Annotated in this window: 17 protein-coding genes; 12 read left to right on the top strand and 5 right to left on the bottom strand. The window is 64.0% G+C overall.

Going from position 1 to position 22544, the window contains the following annotated elements:
- Window positions 1–59: 59 nt before the first annotated feature.
- Window positions 60–665: a TIGR04211 family SH3 domain-containing protein gene (locus WIR04_RS03225; RefSeq protein WP_025328281.1), complete on the bottom strand. Its 606-nt coding sequence runs from the start codon at window positions 663–665 to the stop codon at window positions 60–62.
- A gap of 153 nt (window positions 666–818) precedes the next feature.
- Window positions 819–1640 (bottom strand): potassium channel family protein, encoded by an 822-nt coding sequence (locus tag WIR04_RS03220; protein ID WP_139433998.1) that lies wholly within the window; start codon window positions 1638–1640, stop codon window positions 819–821.
- Between the two features lie 32 nt (window positions 1641–1672).
- On the opposite strand from WIR04_RS03220, the gene WIR04_RS03215 reads away from it, so the two are divergent.
- The 3 genes from WIR04_RS03215 to glnE all read left to right on the top strand — a co-directional run bounded on the left by WIR04_RS03215 (window position 1673) and on the right by glnE (window position 6734).
- Window positions 1673–2923 (top strand): methyl-accepting chemotaxis protein, encoded by a 1251-nt coding sequence (locus tag WIR04_RS03215; protein WP_163155792.1) that lies wholly within the window; start codon window positions 1673–1675, stop codon window positions 2921–2923.
- Between the two features lie 337 nt (window positions 2924–3260).
- The gene (locus WIR04_RS03210; protein ID WP_338890431.1) at window positions 3261–3701 is read left to right on the top strand and encodes a GNAT family N-acetyltransferase; all 441 of its coding nucleotides are present in this window, start codon (window positions 3261–3263) and stop codon (window positions 3699–3701) included.
- A 138-nt stretch (window positions 3702–3839) separates the two neighbouring features.
- Window positions 3840–6734: a bifunctional [glutamate--ammonia ligase]-adenylyl-L-tyrosine phosphorylase/[glutamate--ammonia-ligase] adenylyltransferase gene (gene glnE, locus WIR04_RS03205; protein WP_338890429.1), complete on the top strand. Its 2895-nt coding sequence runs from the start codon at window positions 3840–3842 to the stop codon at window positions 6732–6734.
- 72 nt (window positions 6735–6806) lie between these two features.
- Here the strand turns inward: glnE and WIR04_RS03200 are convergent, their stop codons facing one another.
- The 3 genes from WIR04_RS03200 to WIR04_RS03190 all read right to left on the bottom strand — a co-directional run bounded on the left by WIR04_RS03200 (window position 6807) and on the right by WIR04_RS03190 (window position 12139).
- Window positions 6807–7541 carry an SDR family oxidoreductase gene (locus WIR04_RS03200; protein WP_338890427.1) on the bottom strand — a complete coding sequence of 245 codons (735 nt, stop codon included), beginning with the start codon at window positions 7539–7541 and terminating at the stop codon, window positions 6807–6809.
- 143 nt (window positions 7542–7684) lie between these two features.
- Window positions 7685–9841 carry an AsmA family protein gene (locus tag WIR04_RS03195; protein WP_338890425.1) on the bottom strand — a complete coding sequence of 719 codons (2157 nt, stop codon included), beginning with the start codon at window positions 9839–9841 and terminating at the stop codon, window positions 7685–7687.
- A 150-nt stretch (window positions 9842–9991) separates the two neighbouring features.
- Entirely contained in the window at window positions 9992–12139 is a 2148-nt protein-coding gene (locus tag WIR04_RS03190) for a prolyl oligopeptidase family serine peptidase (RefSeq protein WP_338890423.1), read from the bottom strand.
- Window positions 12140–12367: 228 nt separating this feature from the next.
- Between WIR04_RS03190 and WIR04_RS03185 the strand changes: the two genes are divergently transcribed.
- The 9 genes from WIR04_RS03185 (at window position 12368) to WIR04_RS03145 (ending at window position 22413) form a co-directional block, all read left to right on the top strand.
- A complete protein-coding gene (locus WIR04_RS03185; RefSeq protein WP_338890421.1) occupies window positions 12368–13579 on the top strand; it encodes a threonine synthase in 1212 nt (403 codons plus the stop codon).
- Window positions 13576–14241, top strand: a complete 666-nt coding sequence (locus WIR04_RS03180) for an amino acid ABC transporter permease (RefSeq protein WP_338890419.1) — start codon at window positions 13576–13578, stop codon at window positions 14239–14241. The genes WIR04_RS03185 and WIR04_RS03180 overlap by 4 nt, the downstream gene beginning before the upstream one ends.
- A gap of 71 nt (window positions 14242–14312) precedes the next feature.
- A complete protein-coding gene (locus WIR04_RS03175; protein WP_338890417.1) occupies window positions 14313–14975 on the top strand; it encodes an amino acid ABC transporter permease in 663 nt (220 codons plus the stop codon).
- A complete protein-coding gene (locus WIR04_RS03170) occupies window positions 14972–15733 on the top strand; it encodes an amino acid ABC transporter ATP-binding protein (protein ID WP_338890415.1) in 762 nt (253 codons plus the stop codon). Before WIR04_RS03175 ends, WIR04_RS03170 begins: the two co-directional genes overlap by 4 nt.
- Window positions 15730–16566 carry a transporter substrate-binding domain-containing protein gene (locus tag WIR04_RS03165; protein WP_338890413.1) on the top strand — a complete coding sequence of 279 codons (837 nt, stop codon included), beginning with the start codon at window positions 15730–15732 and terminating at the stop codon, window positions 16564–16566. The genes WIR04_RS03170 and WIR04_RS03165 overlap by 4 nt, the downstream gene beginning before the upstream one ends.
- Before the next feature lie 218 nt (window positions 16567–16784).
- Window positions 16785–18044: an MgtC/SapB family protein gene (locus WIR04_RS03160; RefSeq protein WP_338890412.1), complete on the top strand. Its 1260-nt coding sequence runs from the start codon at window positions 16785–16787 to the stop codon at window positions 18042–18044.
- 79 nt (window positions 18045–18123) lie between these two features.
- Entirely contained in the window at window positions 18124–18714 is a 591-nt protein-coding gene (locus tag WIR04_RS03155) for a sugar O-acetyltransferase (RefSeq protein ID WP_338890410.1), read from the top strand.
- Window positions 18711–19052, top strand: coding sequence for a DUF1294 domain-containing protein (locus WIR04_RS03150; protein ID WP_338890408.1), 342 nt, complete (start codon window positions 18711–18713; stop codon window positions 19050–19052). The genes WIR04_RS03155 and WIR04_RS03150 overlap by 4 nt, the downstream gene beginning before the upstream one ends.
- Window positions 19053–19644: 592 nt before the next feature.
- A complete protein-coding gene (locus WIR04_RS03145; protein ID WP_338890406.1) occupies window positions 19645–22413 on the top strand; it encodes an Ig-like domain-containing protein in 2769 nt (922 codons plus the stop codon).
- The last annotated feature ends 131 nt before the right edge of the window (window positions 22414–22544 follow it).

Below are 22544 nucleotides of genomic sequence, written 5' to 3'. Positions count from 1 at the left end.
CCGCCCAAAAACAGAGGGGCCGCCTTGGCGACCCCTCTCTCGTTCAATCGATCCTTCGATCAATTCATCCAGCGCTCGCTGCTCTTGCGGCGACGGGGGAGCATGGGGAGCAGAATGCCGAGCAGTATGCCCCCCAGCACCATGGCACCACCGCGGATGAACCAGTCCATCTGCATGTCGTGCTCCTGGTTGTCATAGCTCTGGGTCAGGGCGTCGTTCTGCTCCTTGAGGCTGCTCATCTCGGTGCTCTGGCTGGCGAGCTGGGCCTTCAGGCTGGCGATCTCCTTGCTCTGCTCGGTGATCTGGCCATCCTTCTCGGCGAAACGACGCTCGTTGTCGCCATTGAGGTTCAGCAGACGAGCCTTGGCCTCATCCAGCTCTTTCTGAACCTGGGGCAGACGCTCGCGCAGGCTGATCTCCGCCTGCAGTTCGCTGTTCTTGATCCAGCCTTCACGACCACGGCCGTCCACCACCTGGGTGAAACCGGCGTCGTTGTTTACCGCCTTAACCTCCAGCGGTTCACCGGCCTTGACGCTGCCGAGGATCCGGTACTGGGTGCCAGGACCGTTGTGGATATAGGTAAAGATGTTGTCTGAGACATAACGGGTATCGGCCAGTACCTGTTGGGCACACAAGCAGATCAAGATCCCGAGAAGGGCGCGCATGGTCGATCGATTCTCTTCGTTGAATTAGGTTGCAGGCCGAATGTTAAGCCGCCAGCGGGTCAAAGGACAAGCAAAGAAAAACGGCGCCCCCCTGACTGAGAGGCCTCTCACGGCTTCTCCGGTTTGCCACGCGACCATTCCAGACGCCGCAGGCTACTTCTGTTGCAATGCCTTCACCTCGGCGCGCAGGGCCCTGAGCTCCTGCAGCAGTTGCGCCTGCTGCTCGCTCTGTTGGCGCCGCCACAGTGTGGTGTCGTCGTTGGTCTTGCCGGGATGCACGAACAGGCTGGCCATGAAACCGCTGAGGGCACCGAACAGACCCACACCAAACAGGATGAGCAGGCTGGCGACGAAGCGCCCCTCCTCCGTCCTGGGCACCAGATCCCCGTAGCCCACGGTCGAGAGCGTCACGAGCGTCCACCAGAAGGCATCGTAGGGCGTCTGGATCAGGCTCCCCGGCTGGCCCGTCTCCAGCCAGTACATGACGCCCGAGCCCACCCCCAGCAGCAGGAAGAAGAGAAAGAGGATGCCGGACAAGGTGGTCTCGTTGCGCTCCCGGCGAAACATGCCCAGCAGATCCGGCCTGTCTCGCAGCAGCTGATAGACCCGCCACAGCTGGATGAGCCGTGCCCAGCGCAGCTGCTCCACCATGGGCAGGCTGCCCGGCAGATAGAACCAGTTGGCCTTGAAGAAGGCCATGCGGTCGGGGGCCCTCACCCAGCCGTAGGCGAAGTGGGCGAGGAAGAAATAGCAGATCAGGCTGTCGACGTCATAGAAGAGTTGCAGTGTCTGCGGGCTCCACTCGCGATGACCCCACCAGCGGGCGCAGACCAGACAAACGGAGATCACCGACAGAAACGCCATCAGCAGATCCATGGCGCGCAGGTGAGTTAAGTGATGTCGCATACAATTTCCTACTTTAGGCACGGTGCGAATTAATAAAAAGGAAGATAATGCCGATAGTCCTGAGGACAAAGGAAAACCGGCCATTAAGAAGGAGAAAGATTATGCAGTTAAACTCGCTGGAGAGGCGAATGAGCAACATCCGGTTGGTGCCCAAAGTGGTACTGCTCATGGTGTTCAGCACGCTGCTCTTGCTGGCCAAGCTCTGGTTTGATGCCAGCAACCTGGAAGCCACCCTGCTCGGCGAGGGCATAGACGCCGCCAAGGCCAATGCCATTGCCGATCGCCTGCTCTGGACCGGTCTGATGGAGACGGCGCTGATGGGGGTCGTCTTCGTGGTGCTGCTGCTGACCGGCTCACGCCTCATGGTCAAACAGGTGCATTACCTGGTGGGTCTGCTGGAGCGCTTCGCCCGCAAGGATCTCAGCCACAGCGTGCTGCTCAAGTCCCGGGACGAGTTCGGTGACATCGCCAAGGCGGTCGCCCACTCCCAGGAGAACCTCAAGGAGGTGTTCGGCACCCAGCGCGCCGCCTGCAAGGAGCTCAACGACATCGCCTCCCAGGTAACCCTGTGCATGGATGAGGCCAACGAGGCGATCAACGAAGAGTTCACCCAGATAGAACAGCTCGCCAGCGCCATGAGCCAGATGGTGGGCGCCATTCGCGAGGTGGCCAACCATGCGGAGCAGGCCTCCCACGCCACCGCCGACGCTAGCGCCCTGGCCGAGGAGGGGAGCCGCTGCGTGGCTGCCACCGTCAGCACCATAGACACCCTCTCCGGCAACATCCAGCGCTCTTCCGCCGTGGTCAACGAGGTGGAGCACGGGGTCGATCGCATCGGCTCCGTGGTGGACACCATCCGCAGCATCTCCGAGCAGACCAACCTGCTGGCCCTGAACGCCGCCATCGAGGCCGCCCGCGCCGGCGAGGCGGGACGCGGCTTCGCCGTGGTCGCCTCCGAGGTGCGCGAACTCGCGAACCGGGCCCAGGCTGCCACCGTCGAGATCCAGAAGATGATCGAGCAGCTGCAGGGCAATGCCCGCCAGGCCGTCGGCCTGATGGCCGAGAGCGTGCAGCAGGCGGACAAGGGGGTGGAGCAGGTGACCCAGGCAGGCACCCAGCTCGCCACCATAGTGCAGCGGGTACAGGGGGTGGCCGACATGAACCGCCAGATCGCCGCCGCCTCCGAGCAGCAGAGCTCGGTGGCCGAAGAGATGAACGCCAACCTGGAGCAGGTCAAGCAGGTGGTGGAAGGATCGGTGGTGGTACTGCGGGAGCTGAAAGATGCCTCCGAACTGGTGGAGCACCACAGCCAGACCCTGGATACCCATATCCAGGCCTTCAAGCTGGCCTGATGGCATCAACCTAGTGCGAACAAGGGCCCCGTTAGGGACCTTTGTTATTGATATCACAGCAAGGTGTCGGAAAGAGGGAAGGATCACAACCAGACCCTGGATACAGATATCCAGCCCTTCAGGCTGGCCTGATGGCATCAACCTGGTACGAACAAGGGCCCCGTCGGGGGCCTTTGTTATTGATATCACAGCAAGGTGTCGGAAAGAGGGAAGGACCACAGCCAGACCCTGGATACAGATATCCAGGCCTTCAGGCTGGCCTGAGGTCGTGATTTGAGTAAACTGGAAGGCCCCGCCAGGGGCCTTTTTTCATCTCATGTCACGGCAAGGAGCCAGGATGCAGCACACACAATCCCCACTGGAGATCAGCGACGACAAGGGACGGCTCGATGTCCCCCTCATTCACCGTTTCCTGTCCGAGGAGGCCTACTGGAGCCTCGGCATTCCCCTCTCCACGGTGCAGCGGGCCATCAATCATTCGCTCTGCTTCGGCGGCTATGTCGACGGCCAGCAGGTGGCCTTCGCACGGGTCATCACCGACAGGGCCACCTTCGGCTATCTGTCCGATGTATTCGTGCTGCCCGCCCATCGCGGTCAGGGCCACAGCAAGGCCCTGATGGCCGCCATCCTGGCCCATCCCGCCTTGCAGGGGCTGCGCCGCCTCTCCCTCGCCACCTCGGATGCCCAGGGGCTCTATGCCGGCTTTGGCTTCGCGCCGCCCCGCGCCCCTGACAGCCTGATGGAAAAATACGACCCCGAGATCTATCAGCGCCCCTGAGCCTGCGCCGGCGGCCCATTTTCCCCGCCGGCTCATGCTTCTCTCTTCCGGGCTGTGACGCAGGCGCGGGACAATGCTAGATTGGCTGCCGGTGTTTTCATTCCCTCTGCAGACCCGTTAATCACAAGGACGGCAACCGTGGCCCAGCATTCCTCTTCTCTCCCCCCATCTCCGGCATCCCTCTCTGCTCTGTCACCCTTGCTGCAGGATCAGGCCGGGCGCCAGTGGCAGCGGCTGCTGGCGCTGGCCCCCGACTATGGCGATTTGCCCGCAATGGAGCAGCAGACCCTGCTGACCCTGTTTGGCCTCTCGGATTTCGTCGCAGACTCCCTCATCAAACAGCCCGAGCTGCTGGCACAGACCCTGGCTTCCGGGGATCTGGCGCTGTCCGAGCGCTGGCCCGCCTACCAGGGCGATCTGGCGGCCCTGCTCGCCGAAGTCCATGACGAGGAGGCGCTCAAGCGGGTGCTGCGCCAGTTCAGACGCAGCCGCATGCTGGTGATCGCCTGGCGCGAGCTGCTGGGTCAGGCCCAGGTGGAAGAGAGTTTCATCCATCTCACCAGGCTGGCGGACGCGCTGATCTGCGGTGCCCGAGACTGGCTCTACGCCAGACAGTGCGCCGAGCTCGGCACCCCCATGGACGGCAACGGTGACCCGCAGCCCCTGCTCATCCTCGGCATGGGCAAGCTGGGGGGCGGCGAGCTGAACTTCTCCTCGGACATCGACCTTATCTTCACCTTCCCCGACAACGGCTACACGGTCGGCGGGCGGCGCGAACTCGCCAACCAGCCGTTCTTCATCAAGCTGGGCCAGCGCCTGATCAACGCCCTGCACCAACCCACCCAGGATGGTCAGGTGTTCAGAGTCGACATGCGGCTGCGCCCCTTCGGCGAGGCGGGGCCGCTCGCCATCTCCTTCGCCGCCATGGAGGATTACTACCAGCACCATGGCCGCAACTGGGAGCGCTACGCCATGGTCAAGGCGCGGGTGCTGGGGCCCCAGTGCGAACACGCCCAGGCCCTCACCGAGTTGTTGCGCCCCTTCGTGTTTCGCCGCTACATCGACTTTGGCGTCATCGACGGCCTGCGCCAGATGAAGGCGATGATAGCCGCCGAGGTACGCCGCAAGGGGCTGGAGGGCAACATCAAGCTGGGGGCCGGCGGCATCCGCGAGGTGGAGTTCATCGCCCAGGCGTTGCAGCTTATCCGTGGCGGTCGCGAGCCCGCCCTGCGGGTACGCCACCTGCCCGAGGCCCTGGCGGCCATCGCCCAAAGCGGCGCCCTCGACGAGGAGCGCTGTGCGCGCTTGCTCCAGGCTTATCGCTTCCTGCGCCGGGTCGAGAACATATTGCAGGAGATAGGGGATCAGCAGACCCAGACCCTGCCCACTGAGGAACGGGATCGCCAGCGGCTGATCGCCGCCACCGGCTTCGCCGACTGGGACGCCTTCATGACGCACCTCGACGAGGAGATGGCCATAGTCCATCAGGAGTTCGTCGCCGTGGTGGGGGAAGAGAAGGAAGCCCCCGCCCACCTGGAGCAGCTCTGGCTCGATCTCTGGCGCACCGAGCTCGACGCTGCCGAGCTGGAGCAACTGCTGACTGCACAAGGGGTGACCGAGCCTGCGCCGCTTTGCGCCGCCCTGCTGCGCTTCAAGGAGGAGTACAAGCGCCGCCAGGTCGGCCCCCAGGGGCGCATCGCCCTGGACTGGCTGATGCCTGAGCTGCTGCGACTGGTGGTGGCGAGCCGTGAGCCTGCCCGCCTGTTCGAGCGGGTCTGCACCCTGCTGACCCGCATCTTCACCCGCAGCGCCTATCTACAGCTGCTGGCGGAGAACCCCGCCGCCCTGCGCCAGCTGGTGCGCCTGTGCGACGAGAGCAACCTGGTGAGCGAGCAGCTCGCCCGCTACCCCATACTGCTGGACGAGCTGCTGGATCCCCAGCACCTCTACCACCCCACCCCGCTGGATCAGTACAAGCCCCAGCTGCGCCAGTTCCTGCTGCGCATCCCCGAAGAGGACGTGGAGCAGCAGATGGAGGCGCTGCGCCAGTTCAAGCAGGTACAGCTGCTGCGCATCGTCGCCGCCGACATCGCCGGCGCCCTGCCGCTGATGAAGGTGAGCGACCACCTCACCTGGCTGGCGGAGGCCATCACCGAAGAGGTGGTCAATCAGGCCTGGGCCCAGATGAGCGAGCGCTACGGGGTGCCCCCCGAGGTGGCACTGAGCGGCCAGCGCGGTTTCGCCGTGGTGGCCTATGGCAAGCTGGGCGGCATAGAGCTGGGTTACGGTTCGGATCTCGATCTCGTGTTCCTGCACGGCGGTGACCCCAACGGCTACACCGACGGGCGCAAGCCCATCGACAGCCGCCAGTTCTACCTGCGCCTGGCCCAGCGGATCCTGCACCTGTTCAGCACCCGCACCCCCTCGGGGATCCTCTACGAGATCGACATGCGGCTGCGCCCCTCCGGCGACGCCGGCCTGCTGGTCTCCTCTCTCGCCGCCTATGAGCAGTACCAGCAGCACGAGGCCTGGACCTGGGAGCATCAGGCCCTGGTGCGGGCCCGCCCCATCTATGGGGACGAGGGGGTCATCGCAGAGTTTGCCCGCATCCGCCGCGCCGTGCTGGCCAAGGAGCGCGACCTCCCTACCCTGGCCCGCGAGGTGCGCGAGATGCGCCACAAGATGCGGGATCACCTGCTCAAGGCGGGCGAGGGGGAGTTCGATCTCAAGCAGTCCCCGGGCGGCATGGTGGACATAGAGTTCATCGCCCAATACCTGGTGCTGGCCCACGCCTGTGGCGAGCCCGAGGCCCTGACCCGCTGGTCGGACAACGTGCGCATCTTCGACGAGTGCGTGATGGCGGGGGTATTGACCCTGGAGCAGGCGGAGGGGCTGAAACACGCCTATCTGGAGATCCGCAACCAGGGCCATCGCCTCAACCTCTCGGAGATCTCCCGCAAGGTGGGGGACGATCAGCTGCTGACCGAGCGGGGCCATGTGCTGGCGGTCTGGCAACAGCTGCTGGGGGAGTAAGTCTCTCGTTGCATCAGTATCAAGGGGCGCCATGGCGCCCCTTGTTGCTGTCGGGAGACTGTGACTCCGCCCCTAGCGCCCCCCGGCCACATCGATAAAGGTGCCTGTGGCATAGGAGGCTTCGTCCGACAGCAGCCAGGCGATGGCGGCGGCCACCTCCGCCGGCTGACCGCCCCGTTGCAGCGGAATATTGCCCTTGATCCTGTCTACCCGGCCGGGCTCGCCGCCGTCGCCGTGCATCTCGGTATAGATAAAGCCCGGACGCACCCCGTTGACCCGGATCCCCTGGGCCGCCACCTCCAGCGACAGCCCCCTGGTCAGTACGTCGATGGCCCCCTTGGAGGCGGCGTAATCCACGTACTCCCCCGCCGAGCCGAGGCGGGCGGCGGCCGAGGAGACGTTGACGATGGCGCCCCCGCTCGTCATGCGGCGTACCGCCTCCCGGCAGCAGAGGAAGTAGCCGGTCACATTGGTGGTCAGGGTCTTGTTGATGCGCTCGGCGCTCATCTCCAGCACCGTCATCTGGGGCTGGAGTATGCCTGCGTTGTTCACCAGATGGGTGATCACCCCGAGCCGCGCGTCCATCTCCTCGAACAGGCGCACCACCTCGGTCTCCACGCTGACATCCGCCTGCACCGCTATGCAGGAGACCGGATGGCGGGCCCGGATCTCGGCCACCAGCGCCTCGGCACTGGCCCTGTCATGGCGATAGTTGAGGCAGAGGTGATACCCCTGCCCCGCCAGATAGCGGGCCGTCGCCGCCCCTATCCCCCTGCTCCCACCTGTGATCAGCACCTGTTTCTTCATGGACGCTCCCTGTTCCTTGTCTCTCGTCTCGACCCGGATATTACCCCATCCTCGGGGGCAACGCCTGGCCCCATCCCCTGTGTTAGGCAGCAAAGAACCCGCACTGGGCGGGCTCTTTATGGCGATAAGACGCGGGGCCGGGGTTATTTGAACAATCCCTTGAGCAGCTGATCCGCCACCCCCTTGATCTGCTCGTCGTCGGTCTTGTCTCCCAGCAATTTCTTGAGGCCGCGTTCGGCCTCCTTGCGGGCCTTCTCCTCCAGCACCTTGTTGTTGCTAAGCAGCTCCTTCACGTCGAGCCGGTAGCTCGGGGTCTGCCAGTGGCCGCCGATGCGCACCGGTATGGTGACGTCCTTGAGCTCGTCCACGCTCTTGCCCCCCTGGCCCTTGCTGCTCTCCACCACAGAGGTGAGGAACAGGAAGTCGAGGGTCTCCGGCACCAGAGCGGTCTGGCCCTGGCCTTTCACCCGCAGGGCGGGCGCGAGCAGCTGGATGTCGTCGCTGCGAGCCACGCCATTGGCGATCTGGAAGTTGGCGGTCAGGGCGCTGAAGTCGGTCTTGCGCGCCTCCTTGACCTGATCCGCCCCCTTGCCGGTCAGGGCGGCCCGCGCCTCGCGGATCATCTCCGCCAGGTTGATGCCGTGCAGGGCACCGTCGCTCAACCTGAGGCTCAGCTTGCCCTGCATCTGGCTGCGCAGGGCCTGCTCGGAGAGGCCAGTGCCCTGCACCTGCACCTCGAGATCCCCCTTGCCTTCCAGTCGATCGTTCTGGGCCAGGGTCTGCAACAGCGGCCGCACATCCACCCCTTGTATCCGCTTGTGCACCTGATAGCGGGCGGGTTGCTGGCGGGCGTCGAGCACGCCGCTGGCTGTCACCTGACCGCCGGCCACGCCGGCGCTGAACTGCTTGAGGCTGAGCTGGCCACCGGCCAGGGCGAGCTGCAGATCGACGGCACTGAGATCCAGCCCCTTCAGCCGCAGGCTGCCCAGTTGCAGCCGGCCAGCCAGGTCCACCGACCTGAGGACGGCCAGGTCAGGCTCTTGCGTTGAGAGCGCCTTGGCGGCGGGGGCGGCCCCCTTGTCTCCCCCTTTCGCAGAGGCGGCGGGCGCGGCCGCCACCTTGGCCGGGGTGGCTTGACCGAGCCAGGCGTCGAGATCGAGTTTCTCCCCCTTGAGGTCGAACTCCACTTTGGGGACTGCCCCCAGGTGGACGGCACCGCTGCCGCTCAGCAGGGCGTCATCGGCACCCATCACCAGGTTGCTGAGGGTGACGGTCTGCTTGTCCAGCTCGGCACGGGCAAAGCCCGCGAGCTTGAGGTTCATCTGCGGACGCGGCAGGCTGTCGCCGCTCAGCCTGGCGGCCAGCACGGCATCCGATACCTCCACCAGTTGCAGCCCCTGATCGAGCCGCGCCTTGAGGGTTCCCTCCAGGGTCCCCGCCAGGGTCGGCTGGTCCGCCGCCCCCTGTGCGCCGCTCAGGCTCAGTGCGAGGCTGCTCCACTGCCCCAGCGCCAGCCGGTCGGCCTTGAGGGAGAAGGCATCGAGCCGCTGTGTCGGCTCGCTCAGGCTGCCGCCCAGGGTCAGCTCCCTGAGCTCGCTGGCCTTGAGCTCCCGGGCCAGCTTGAGCTGGGCCTGTCCCTTGAGATCGAAGGCCCTATCCCCCTGCGCCCCCTTGGCGGCCAGGGTCACGGGCACCCACTCACCCGGGGTCAGCTGACCCAGATCCAGATCCAGCCTGTCGAGACGGGAGACGGCGCCGCTGCGATCGTCCCGCACCAGGGCGCTGGCCTCGACAAGTGCCACCCCTTGCAGGCTGATCTGCCAGGGTTTTTCTTCGGTGGCGGCAGGGGCGGCGGGCTGGCTATCACCGCCAGGGGGTTGAGCGCCAGCGCCCTTGTCGGCAGTGGCTGTCTTGACCAGACCGTGCAGATTGGAGCTGCCATCGGCCCTGGTCTGGATGAAGAGATGGGCGCCACTGAGCGTCACCTTGCCAATCTCCAGCCGGTGGGAGAGCAGCGGCAGCAGGGCGACAGAGGCGTCACCCTGCGTGAAGCGGAGCAGGTCCGGCTCGGCAAAGCCGGCGGGGTTGCGAAGTTGCACCTTCTCGAGAGAGAGGCCGAGGCTCGGCCAGAAGCGCCAGCCGATCTCCCCTTCCATCACCAGCTCGCGGCCCGTGCTCTTGCGCACCTGCTCCGCCAGCTGGGGCTTGAATTGATTGGGGTCAATCAGCGACACCAGGGCGGCGATGGCCACCACGGCCGCCAGCGCCAACCCCAGCAGTATGTAGATGATCTTTTTCACGACGAACTCCTCAATGCAGATCCTGTGGCTGACTATACCACCGGGGGCGCGGCGCAGGCTGTACAGGCCCCAAAACGGGCAAATGGCGAGACAGGGATGGTCGCGCCCGCCTGCCCCACCACAAAAAAAGGGCCCCGCAGGGCCCTGGTCTCACTGGACGGTCGGCAGTTGCCGGTAGCCCATCTCGTACAAGGTGAAGGCATAGATATCCGCGCTCTGCTCGATCAGCTTGGCCACCGGCGTGCCCGCCCCGTGCCCGGCATTGGTCTCGATGCGAATGAGCTGGGGATGGGGGCCTGCGTCATCGGCCTGCAGGGTGGCGGCGAACTTGAAGGAGTGAGCCGGCACCACACGGTCGTCGTGATCCGCCGTGGTCACCAGGGTCGAGGGGTAGCTGACCCCGGGCCTGACATTGTGCAGGGGCGAGTAGCCCTTCAGATAGTCGAACATGGCCTCGTTGTCGGCGCTGGTGCCGTAGTCGTAGGCCCAGCCAGCCCCGGCGGTGAAGCTGTGGTAGCGCAGCATGTCGAGCACCCCCACCGCCGGCAGCGCTACCCGCACCAGATCCGGGCGCTGGGTCATGACCGCCCCCACCAGCAGGCCGCCGTTGGAGCCGCCGCGGATCGCCAGCCGGTCGGTGCGGCTGTAGCCCTCGGCCTTGAGGTACTCGGCCGCGGTGATGAAGTCGTCGAACACCTTCTGCTTGTTCATCCTTGTGCCCGCCAGGTGCCAGGCCTGGCCGTACTCACCGCCCCCCCGCAGGTTGGCCACCGCATAGACGCCCCCCAGATCCAGCCAGTTGGCCACCGACACGCTGAAGCTCGGGGTCAGGCTCACGTCGAAGCCGCCATAGCCGTAGAGAATGGTCGGGTTGCTGCCATCAAGCTTGAGGCCCTTGCGGTAGCTGATGATCAGCGGCACCCGGGTGCCGTCCTTGCTCTGGTAGAAGCGCTGCTCGGAGACGTAATCCGCAGGTTTGAAGGGGGCAGCCGAGGCCCGATAGAGGCTGATGGCCCCGCTCTTTGGCTCGAACTGGTAGAGGGTGGGCGGCTGGGCATAGTTCTCGAAGCCGAAGTAGAGGGCGGGATCATCCTGCTTGCCGTTGAAGCCGCTGACGCTGCCGAGGCCCGGCAGCGCCACCTCGCGTACCCGCTTGCCTTCGTAGTCAAACTGCTCGACCCGGGCGGTGGCATCCACCATGTACTCGGCGAACAGGTAGCCGCTGCCGCTGTGCACCCTCAGCACCTGCTGGCGCTCGGGGATGAGATCGCGCCAGTGCTCGGGGCCCGGGTTGTCGGCCTCCACTCTCACCAGCCGGCGGTTGGGGGCATCCCTGTTGGTCAGCAGGTAAAGCGTGCCGCCCTTGTTGTCCACCAGGCTCACGTCCGCATCCAGATCTCCCTGCACCGTTAGCAGCGGCGCGTTCTCCAGGCTCAGATCCTTCACATAGAGGCGGTTGCCGGAGGTGGAGTTCGCCGCCGAGATGAGCAGGAAGCGGTCATCCTCGGTGACGCTGGCCCCCACGTAGCGGTGCTGTTGGGCCGGGATGGCGCCGAACACCAGCCGATCATCCTGCTGCGCCGTGCCGAGCCGGTGGAAATAGAGCTTGTGCTGATCAGTTTTGGCCGACAGCTCGCTACCATCGGGCTTGTCGTAGCTCGAGTAGAAGAAGCCCTCGTTGCCGAGCCAGCTGATGCCGCTGAACTTCACATCCTTGAGAGGCGCCTCCAGCGGCTGCTTGCTCTCCACGTCCATCAGGTGGATCTCGCGCCAGTCGCTGCCAGCCAGGGACAAGGAGTAGGCCAGGATGCGGCCGTCGCGGGAGAAACTCAGCTGATCCAGCGCCGTGGTGCCGTCGGGGCTGAGCAGGTTGGGATCGAGGAACACCTCCGCCGGCTTGCCCGGCAGCTGGCGCCACAGCACGTTCTGGTTCTGCAGGCCGTCGTTCTTGAAGAAGTAGTGGTAGCGCCCCTCGCGAAACGGCGCCCCCTCCTTGGCGTAGTTCCAGGAAGAGGCGAGCTTCTCCTTGATGGCGGCGCGATACGGGATCTGCGCCAGGTAATCCTGAGTTACCCGGTTCTGGGCCTTGACCCAGGCCTCGGTCTCGGGGCTGCGGTCATCCTCCAGCCAGCGGTAGGGATCGGCCACGGCCTGGCCGAAGTAGTGATCCAGCTGCTCGCTCTGGCGGGTGGCGGGGTAGTGAAGGCGCGCTTTCCCTGACATGGCATCCTCTTTGGTTGGCTGGCCGCTGCAGCCACTCAGCAGTGACAGGGCCAGCAGGCTGACAATGGCTCGCATCGAGGCGGCTCCCTGCGGTTTGGGTGAAACGGGCAGGTTAGCAAAGAGTGCCGTATGGCCCAACCCCCCAGCGGGCGCCCGACCCGTTCCCCTGCCGCCCCCCCATACCCAGCGGGAGTCATATGAATTTTTTCGCTTAAGTTTGCCGCTTTATTTTGTTTGTTATCCGGTCCTTGGGTCACAGGATGGCATAAGCCACTGACCACAGCGACCCGCTCAGGATAACCCATGCCGTACAGCTATCTCTCACATCTGCGTTGCAGCAAGACGGGCGAGACCCATGATGCCGACCAGCCCCAGCAACTGAGCCGGGCGGGGGCGCCGCTCCTGGCCAGCTACGATCTCGAGGCCCTGAAGAAGGCCTGGCACCCCGCCGCCCTGCTGGGTCGCCCCGCCAGCCTGTGGCGCTATCACGAGCTGCTGCCGGTGCGCGATCCCGCCCAGGTGGTCACCCTGGGGGAAGGCTTCACCCCCCTGCTGCCCCTGCCCGCTCTGGGCAAGCAGATCGGCATTCCGGATCTCTGGATGAAGGATGAGAGCGTCATCCCCACCGGCTCCTTCAAGGCCCGGGGCGCCGCAGTCGGCGTCTCCCGCGCCCGGGAACTCGGCGTCAGCCACTTCGCCATGCCCACCAACGGCAACGCCGGTGCGGCCTGGGCGCTTTACGGCGCTCGCGCCGGGCTGCGCAGCACCATAGTCATGCCCCAGGCGGCCCCCGCCATCACAAGGCTGGAGACCTCTCTCGCCGGCTCCCGCCTCTATCTGGTGGACGGCCTCATCAGCGACGCCGGTCGCCAGGTGGCCCAGGCGGTGGCGGAGCAGGGGCTGTTCGATGCCTCCACCCTCAAGGAGCCCTATCGCATCGAGGGCAAGAAGACCATGGGGCTGGAGATCGCCGAACAGCTCGGCTGGACCCTGCCGGACGTGATCCTCTACCCCACCGGCGGCGGGGTCGGCCTCATCGGCATCTACAAGGCGCTACGGGAGTTGCAGGAGCTGGGCTGGGTGCAGGGGCCGTTGCCGCGGCTGGTGGCGGTGCAGGCGAGCGGCTGCGCCCCCATAGTCCAGGCCTGGCAGCAGGGAGAGCACGAGTCGCGCTTCTGGCCCGACTCCCAGACCCTGGCCTTTGGCATCAATGTGCCCAAGGCGTTGGGGGACTTTCTGGTGCTGGACGCCCTCTATCGCACCGAGGGCTGCGCCATAGCGGTGGACGACAGAGCCATCCAGGCAGAGATCCGCCAGCTCGCCTCCCGGGAAGGCAGCTTCGTCTGCCCGGAAGGGGCGGCCGCCTTCGCCGCCGCCCGCCAGCTGCGGGAATCGGGCTGGATCCAGGGGGGCGAGCGGGTGGTGGTGCTCAACACCGGCGCCGGCATCAAGTACCCGGACGCCATCACAGTGCTGCCCCAGCGGCTGCGCCGTGACGGGAGGATCCCCGCATGAGCTTCGACTGGTCCTTTGTCCTCAGCACCCTGCCGGCCTTCGGCAAGTCGGTCTGGGTCACCCTGCAACTCGGCACCCTGGTGATCCTCACCTCCCTTGCGGTCGCCCTGTTCAATGTGACGCTGCTCGGCCTGCACAGGCCCTGGCTGACCCGAGTGATCCGCGCCTATGTGGAGCTAGCCCGCAACACGCCGCTGCTGATCCAGCTGTTCTTTCTCTATTTCGGGTTGCCGGCGCTGGGCCTGTCGCTCTCCGGCTTTGCCACAGCGGCGATCGCCATGACCTTCCTCGGCGGCGGCTACCTCACCGAGGCGCTGCGTGCCGGCATCGGGGCTGTCCCCCCCAGCCAGCTGGAGGCGGGCCGGGCCATCGGTCTCTCCCGCGGGCAGCTGCTGCGCCACGTGCAGCTGCCCCAGGCCTGGCTCGCCAGCCTGCCGGCGCTCTTTGCCAACTTCATCTTCCTGCTCAAGGAGACCACGGTGGCCTCGGCGGTGGCGGTGCCCGAGCTCCTCTACACCACCAAGAACTACATCGCCCTCTACTACAAGACCTACGAGATGCTGGCGGTGCTGACATTGATGTGCGTGCTGATCTTTCTGCCGCTGTCCCTTGCCCTGCGCGTCGTTGAAAGGAGGCTGCAACATGGTCAGTTCGGTCACTGAGCAACTGATGCAGGCATCGATCGTCCTGCTACCACCATCCGACACCGATGCAGAGAAAAGGAGGGATCGATATGGCCAGTACGGTCACTGAGCAGCTGACGCAGGCCCTGCCGCTGCTGGCGGTGGGCGCGGGTCAGACCCTCGCCATCTCGCTGCTGGCCATCCTGTTCGCCACCCTGGGGGGCGTCGGTTACGGCGTACTGGCGCAACAGGGAGGCCGGTTGGTTCGGGGGCTGCTGCGGGTCTATCTGGAGCTGTTTCGGGTGGTGCCCGTGCTGGTCTGGCTCTACCTCTTCTTCTTCGGGCTGCCGATCTTCTTTGGCCTCGACATCCCGGCCTTCTGGTGCGCCGTGCTGGTACTCGCCCTCTGGGGGGCCAGCGAGGTGGGGGAGGTGGTGCGCGGCGGCCTGGGATCCCTGGCTCGTGGTCAACAGGAGGCCGGGCTGGCGCTGGGGCTCTCCCGCTGGCAGCTCTATCGCCACGTGCTGCTGCCCCAGGCGTTGCAGCGACTGACGCCGCCGACCATCAACATCTATACCCGCATCATCAAGACCAGCTCCCTGGCGGTGCTGATCGGGGTGGTGGAGGTGATCAAGGTGGGCCAGCAGATCATCGAGCGCACCTATGGCTCGCTGCTCATCTACGGTCTGCTGTTCCTGTTCTTTTTTCTGGTCTGCTATCCGCTCTCGCTCGCCTCGCGCCGGCTGGAGCAACAATGGGGTAATGCGGTATGACACCTCTGCTTGAACTCAATGCTGTCAGCAAACAATTCGGCCAAAACCGGGTACTGGACGAGGTCAGCCTCACGGTGAACGCCGGGGAAGTGATCGTCATCCTGGGGCCGAGCGGCTGCGGCAAGAGCACCTTGCTGCGCACCCTCAACGGGCTCGAACCCATTCAGGGGGGCGACATTCGCTTCGACGGAGAGCGGCTGGATGCCAGCACCGACTGGCAGCGGCTGCGCCAGCGCATCGGCATGGTGTTCCAGAGCTATCACCTCTTCCCCAACCTGACGGTGCTGGAGAACGTGCTACTCGGCCCTGTGCAGGTGCAGAAGCGGGAGCGGCAGGAAGCCCTGCTGCAGGCGGAACAGCTGCTGACCCGCATCGGCCTGTGGGAGCGGCGCCACGACTATCCACGCCAGCTTTCCGGCGGCCAGCAGCAGCGCATCGCCATAGTGCGGGCCCTGTGCATGAACCCGCAGGTGATGCTGTTTGACGAGGTGACCGCCGCGCTGGATCCCGAGATGGTGCAGGAGGTGCTGGAGGTGATCCGGGATCTCGCCGGCAGCGGCATGACCCTGCTCATCGTCACCCACGAGCTGGCGTTCGCCCAGGCGGTGGCGGATCGCATCGTCTTCATGGACGGCGGCCACATCCTGGAGCAGGGCAGCCCCCACCAGTTCTTCGACAACCCCAGGAGCCAGCGTACGCGCCAGTTCCTCGCCAAGTTTTCTTATACAACTGTCATCAAACGAAAGGAGTCAGCATGAAAATAATTACTTCGGTTCTGTTCAGTGCCCTGATCGGCCTGGGTATCGCCAGCGGCGCCGCCCAGGCAGAAGAGGGATCCCTTGCCAAGATCAAGGCCCGCGACAAGCTCATCGTCGGCGTCTTCACCGACAAGCCCCCTTTCGGCTATGTGGACGAGAAGGGCAACTACGTGGGCTTTGACACCGATCTCGGCCGCCGCTTCGCCAAGGATCTGCTGGGGGACGAGAACAAGGTCGAGTTCGTGGCGGTGGAGCCCGCCAGCCGCATCCCCTTCCTGCAGAGCGACAAGGTGGATCTGATCCTCGCCAACATGACGGTGACCCCGGAGCGGCGCGAAGTAGTGGACTTCACCAACCCCAACCTCAAGGTCGCGGTACAGGTACTGGTGCCGGAAGGAAGCCAGGCCAAGAAGCTCAATGACCTGGCCAGCAAGACCCTGATCGTTACCACGGGCACCACGGCGGACATCTGGCTGACCCGCAACCACCCGGAGTGGAAGGTGCTCAAGTTCGAGAAGAATTCTGAATCCCTGCAGGCCCTGGCCCAGGGACGCGGCGATGCCTACGCCCAGGACAACCTGGTGCTCTTCAGCTGGGCCAAGGAGAACCCGGGATATCGGGTGCTGCCCGAGAAGCTGGGCTCGGAAGACCCCATCGCACCGGCGGTGAAGAAGGGCAATATCGAGCTGCGTGACTGGGTCAACGACCGTCTCGCCAAGCTGGGGGAAGAGAAGTACCTGCTGAAACTCTATGACCAATATGTGCGCGATCGCTTAAGCGCCGATACAAATCCCAACGATGTGATAGTGGAAGGAGGCAAATGGCAGGGTTGAGCCCTGCCACCCCAAGGCAGTGCCGAGTGTGTGTGTGATCTTTGGTTCCGTTGGTCTTCAAACCGCAAGGTTTGGTTTTCAGGCGTCCCCTCAGGGTGGCGCCTTTTTTTTGCGTGTCGGGCAGCGGCCAGGGCGCGCGCCCGCTCTGTGAGCCAGCTCCCCCTGCTGGCGCACCGTCTGTGCCATCCTGACAGGGAGAGCAATGAGAGGAGAACCCCATGTGGATCGAGGCGGAGCCCGTCTACGGCGCTCTGGTGTCACTGGCCATAGGGCTCATCATAGGACTGGAGCGGGGCTGGCAGGTGCGCCAGCTGGGGGACAACCAGCGCATCGCCGGGATGCGGACCTATGGCCTCATCGGCCTGCTCGGCGGGGTCTGCGCCCTGCTGCTGCCGACCCTGGGCCCCTGGCTGGCCCTGCTCGGCCTGCTGGCTGTGGTGGCTGGCTGCGGCCTCTCGGTCTGGCTGGCCCTGCGCTGGCAGGGAGAATTTGGCCTCACCAGTTCGGTGGCCATGGTGCTCACCTACCTGCTGGGGCTGATGTCTGTGCTGCAGAGCCCGAGCGAGGCGGTGGCCTGCGCCGTGCTGGCGGCGCTCTTGATGGGGCTCAAGGGCCAGATCCAGCAGGGCATGCTGTTTTTGAGCGAGACGGAATTTCACGCCACCCTGCGCTTCCTGCTCATCTCTCTGGTGCTGCTGCCGGTGCTCCCCGACGTCGAGATGGGTCCCCTCAACGCCTTCAACCCCTTCAAGATCTGGCTGATGGTGGTGGTGATCGCCGGCATCTCCTTCTCGGGCCACTTCGCGGTGCGCCTGCTCGGCACCCGCGCCGGCCTGGTGCTCACCAGCATGCTGGCGGGGCTCGCCTCCTCCACCGCCCTCACCCTGCAGTTTGCCCGCCTCAACAAGGAGCAGCCCGGGCTGGAGCGGCTGCTGGCCACCGGCATACTGCTGGCGGGCGCCACCATGTGGTTGCGACTGCTGGTGCTGGTGCTGCTCATTCACAACGAACTGGCCATGCGCCTGGCCCTTCCCCTGCTGCTGCTGGCAGCCATCGTCTACGGCTTCGCCTTCTGGTTCTGGCGCCAGCGCGAGGAAATGACCGACAACCCGGTGCAGCCCGAAACCCGCAACCCGCTGGATCTCGCCACCGCCATCAAGTTCGGCCTGCTGCTGGCGCTGATCGGCTTCATGGCCACACTGCTGCAGAGCAAGGTGGGCAACTCCGGGGTCTATCTGCTGGCGCTGGTCTCCGGCATCACGGACGTGGACGCCATCACCCTCTCCCTCTCCCAGCTCTCCCACAAGGAGCTGGCCCTGGAGGTGGCGGCCCGGGCCATTCTGCTGGCCGGGCTGGTCAACTCCCTGGTGAAGGGGCTGCTGGCCCTAGTGATCGGCGGCCGCCGCCTGGGGCTGAGGGTGATGCTGCCCTACCTCCTCTCGGTGCTGCTGATCCTGCCCCTCCTCTGGGCGGGCTGACCAGGTCACCAGGGATCCCCTGACGCCGCCCTGCCCGTCACGTATACTGGCGCCTCTTGGCACATGAGAGGAGGCGAGCATGGCAAGCGACTGGGACAAGGTACTGGCGGGGGGCGCCCTGAACAGCCAGAGCGAGGAGATAGCGAAAGACCGCATTCGCGGCCAGGCGCTGCTGGCGAGACTCAACGCCACACCGGCGGGGGATCACCAGGGGCGCCAGAGCCTGTGCGCCGAGCTGTTCGGCCACTGCCCCGACTCCTGCTGGATAAGCTCCCCCTTCATCTGCGAATTTGGCCGCAACATCCATCTGGGGGAGAAGACCTTCTTCAACTTCAACGTCACCATACTGGACGTGGGCGAAGTGCACATCGGCAGCCATGTGCTGCTGGCCCCCAACGTGCAGATCTACACCGCCACCCACTCCATGGACCATCTGGATCGGCGCAACTGGACCGCCTACAACAAGCCGGTGCGCATCGGCGATGACTGCTGGATTGGCGGCGGCGCCATCATCTGCCCCGGCGTCACCATAGGGCCGCGCGCCATCATAGGCGCAGGCGCCGTGGTGACCCGCGACATCCCTGCCGATTCGGTCGCCGTCGGCAATCCGGCCAGGGTGATCCGCACATTAAGCCCGGACGAACCCCGGGATCCGGCACTGCTGTCATGATGGTCCTGGCCCTGCTGCCCCTGATCTGGACCGCCTGGCTCGGCATTGAGGGGGCCAACTGGTGGCCGCTGGCCCTGGTTACCACCATGAGCCTGCTCACAGTGCTGGCCTACGCCCACGACAAACGCCAGGCCATTCGCGGCGGCTGGCGCGTCCCGGAATCCCGCCTCCATCTGCTGGAGCTGCTCGGCGGCTGGCCCGGCGCCCTGATGGCCCGCCACTGGCTGCGCCACAAGACCCAGAAGGGGAGCTACCGCCTGCGATTCTGGGCCATCGTCTGGGTGCAATTATTGCTGCTCGGGCTCTGGCTCGGCTGGCCGCTCTGGCAGGGACTCTGAGCCGACGCGCTGGCAATGCCTCTGTCAGCCCAGTCGCCCACGGGGCAGACAGGGGCGCTGCACAATCGCCCCTCCAGGAAAGGACCAACTTCCATGACACACCCGCACATCATGCCAAGCGAATACTGCACCTCATACGCCCCACCATCAATATGGAGGGCCCAGGACATGAATAACCGATTGGGAATAGCACCCAAAAAATTGTATCAAAATATGTCAGAGGGGAAACTGGCAATATATATTAAGAGTCAGTTCATCAAAGCCAGGGGAATAAAGGAGCGCATTGAATGCATCGAACAATATAATTTGTTACAAGATATTTCAGATGAGGATATAAATAATTTCATTCATAATTCATTCATACTGAACACAAGCATAAAGACATAATGAAAGTACATTTTTTAAAATACTGGTCGCGATTAATTTCGCGGGTTATTATTTGATCACGTTATAGAGTTACCAAACACAGCCGCCTTAAAGATCGTCATACGTACTTTCCACATCCTTGCATAGCTGTAACTCGCCCCTGTTTATGATTGCCCAAGCCCCTGCCAGGCTTGCTCCAAAAATATAAACCTAGAGGACCTTGCTTATGACAAAGATGTTACGGTCATATGTCGCCCTATTCTTTTCATTTTTATTACTGGGTTGTAATGGTAATAACAATGACTCATCCACTGTAATACCGCCAGATATCTCCATATCTGGATTGCAGATCACCCCCGCCGTTTCCTCCCTGCCCGTTGGCTTGAGTGAACAACTCAAAGGGGAAGTCATTCTGTCCGATGGTCAGGTGCTGGATGTCACGACTGACGATGCCGTGAGCTGGCGTTCCAGCGACCCGGCCGTTGCCACCATCAGCAACAATAGTCCAGACAAAGGCAGGGTGACCGGCGTGTCCGCAGGAACCGTCACCATCACCGCCTCCGGTGAAGCCAATGGCCAATCCTTCAGCGCGACTGCCGAGGTGACCATTACCAATGCCGTCGTGACCCGGGTACAGATCACCCCCGCCGTTTCCTCTCTGCCCGTTGGCTTGAGTGAACAACTCACAGGGGAAGCTCTTCTTTCCAATGGTCAGGTGCTGGATGTCACCGCTGACGACGTTGTGAGCTGGCGCTCCAGCGACCCGGCCGTTGCCACCATCAGCAACAATAGTCCAGACAAAGGCAGGGTGACCGGCGTGTCCGCAGGAACCGTCACCATCACCGCCTCCGGTGAAGCCAATGGCCAATCCTTCAGCGCGACTGCCGAGGTGACCATCACCAATGCGGTTGTGACCCAGGTACAAATCACCCCCGCCGTTTCCTCCCTGCCGGCAGGCTTGAGTGAACAACTCACAGGGGAAGTCATTCTGTCCGATGGTCAGGTACTGGATGTCACGACTGACGATGCCGTGAACTGGCGTTCCAGCGACCCGGCCGTCGCCACCATCAGCAGCAGTGGCGCCGACAGAGGCAGGGTAACCGGCGTGTCCACAGGAACCGTCACCATCACCGCCTCCGGTGAGGCCAATGGCCAGCACTTCAGCGCCACCGCCGAGGTGACCATCATCAATGCCGTCGTGACTCGGGTACAGATCACCCCCGCCGTTTCCTCCCTCCCGGCAGGCTTGAGTGAACAACTCACAGGGGAAGCTCTTCTTTCCGATGGTCAGGTGCTGGATGTCACCGTTGACGACGTTGTGAGCTGGCGCTCCAGCGACCCGGCCGTTGCCACCGTCAGCAACAGTGGCGCCGACAAAGGCAGGGTGACTGGCGTGTCCGCAGGAACCGTCACCATCACCGCCTCCGGTGAGGCCAATGGTCAATCCTTCAGCGCCACCGCCAAGATGACCATCACCAATGCGGTTGTGACCCAGATACAAATCACCCCCGCCGTTTCCTCCCTGCCGGTTGGTTTGAGTGAACAACTCACAGGGGAAGCCCTTCTGTCCGATGGCCAGGTGCTGGATGTCACCGCTGACGATGCCGTGAGCTGGAGCTCCAGCGACCCAGCCGTTGCCACCATCAGCAGCAGTGGTGCCGACAAAGGCATAGTCACCGGCGTATCGACGGGCACTGTCACCATTACCGCCGCCGGTAAGGCCAATGGCCAGCACTTCAGCGCGACTGCCAAAGTGACCATCACACATGCGGTTGTGACGGAAGTTCAAATCACCCCCACCGCCTCCACCCTGCCGGCAGGCTGGAGTGAACGGCTCACAGGGAAAGTCATTCTGTCTGATGGTCAGGTGCTGGATGTCACCGCTGACGATGCCGTGAGCTGGAGTTCCAGCGACCCGGCCGTTGCCACCATCAGCAACAGTGGTCCAGACAAAGGCATGGTGACCGGCGTGTCCGCAGGGACTGTCACCATCACCGCCTCCGGAGAGGCCAATGGCCAGCACTTCAACGCCACCGCCGAGGTGATCATTACCAATCTCGTCGTGACCCAGGTACAGATCACCCCTGCAGTTTCCTCCCTGCAGGTTGGCTTGAGTAAACAGCTCAAAGGGGAAGCCCTTCTGTACGATGGTCATCAGTCGATGCTGCTGCTGGATGTCACCGCTGACGATGCCGTGAGCTGGAGCTCCAGCAACCCGCTCGTTGCCATCATCTTCAACAGTGGTCCCGACAAAGGCCTGGTGGTCGGCATGTCCGCAGGGACTGTGACCATCACCGCCTCCGGTGAAGCCAACGGTCAGCACTTCAGCGCCACCGCCGAGGTGACCATCACCAACCTCGACGTGACCCAGGTACAAATCACCCCCGCGTTTTCCTCCCTGCCGGTTGGCTTGAGTGAACAGCTCAAAGGGGAAGCCATGCTCTCTGATGGCAAGGTACTCGATGTGACCGCGGATAACGCCGTGAGCTGGAGTTCCAGCGACCCGGCCGTCGCCACCGTCAGCAGCAGTGGCGCCGACAAAGGCAGGGTGACCGGTGTGTCCGCTGGAACCGTCACCATCACCGCCTCCGGTGAGGCCAATGGCCAATCCTTCAGTGCGACTGCCGAGGTGGAGGTTAAGCCACCCCTGGCGTTTTTCACTACTCCTGACACGATTGGACGTAACTGGAACGATGCCGATGCCTATTGCAAAGGAATGAACCCAGCGGCTCGCCTGCCAACCAGAGTCGAGCTCCAAAACCTGTTTATTCAGAGCTCATCTGTAACGGAGCTCAGTCAGTCCAATTACGACATGTGTGATGTTCACGGGTGGCCCCTGCTCGGCCGATGTGGCGGTAGTACGAACCTCTACTGGGCCAGCGAGATGAGCGGGCTAGGCGGCCACTGGCACACCTACATGAACAACGGTACCTCCGTCAGCCAGGCCGACGATACCGTCAGCAACCACGTGGCCTGTGTTCGTAAGGATATTTAGCTTTTGTTGCTGGCGCGCAAGCGCCAGCTATATCCGTGCGCTTGGGCATCTGCAACACAACACCGTCCTGCGCCCCCAGTAAATAAACGTCTCGACAGTGAATAGATTACTGGCGGCCACCATCCGCCAAC

The organism is Aeromonas rivipollensis (assembly GCF_037811135.1).
Classification (GTDB): domain Bacteria; phylum Pseudomonadota; class Gammaproteobacteria; order Enterobacterales; family Aeromonadaceae; genus Aeromonas; species Aeromonas rivipollensis.
The sequence above is the reverse complement of the archived record's forward strand: the minus strand, read 5'-3'. Positions and strand labels throughout refer to the sequence as shown.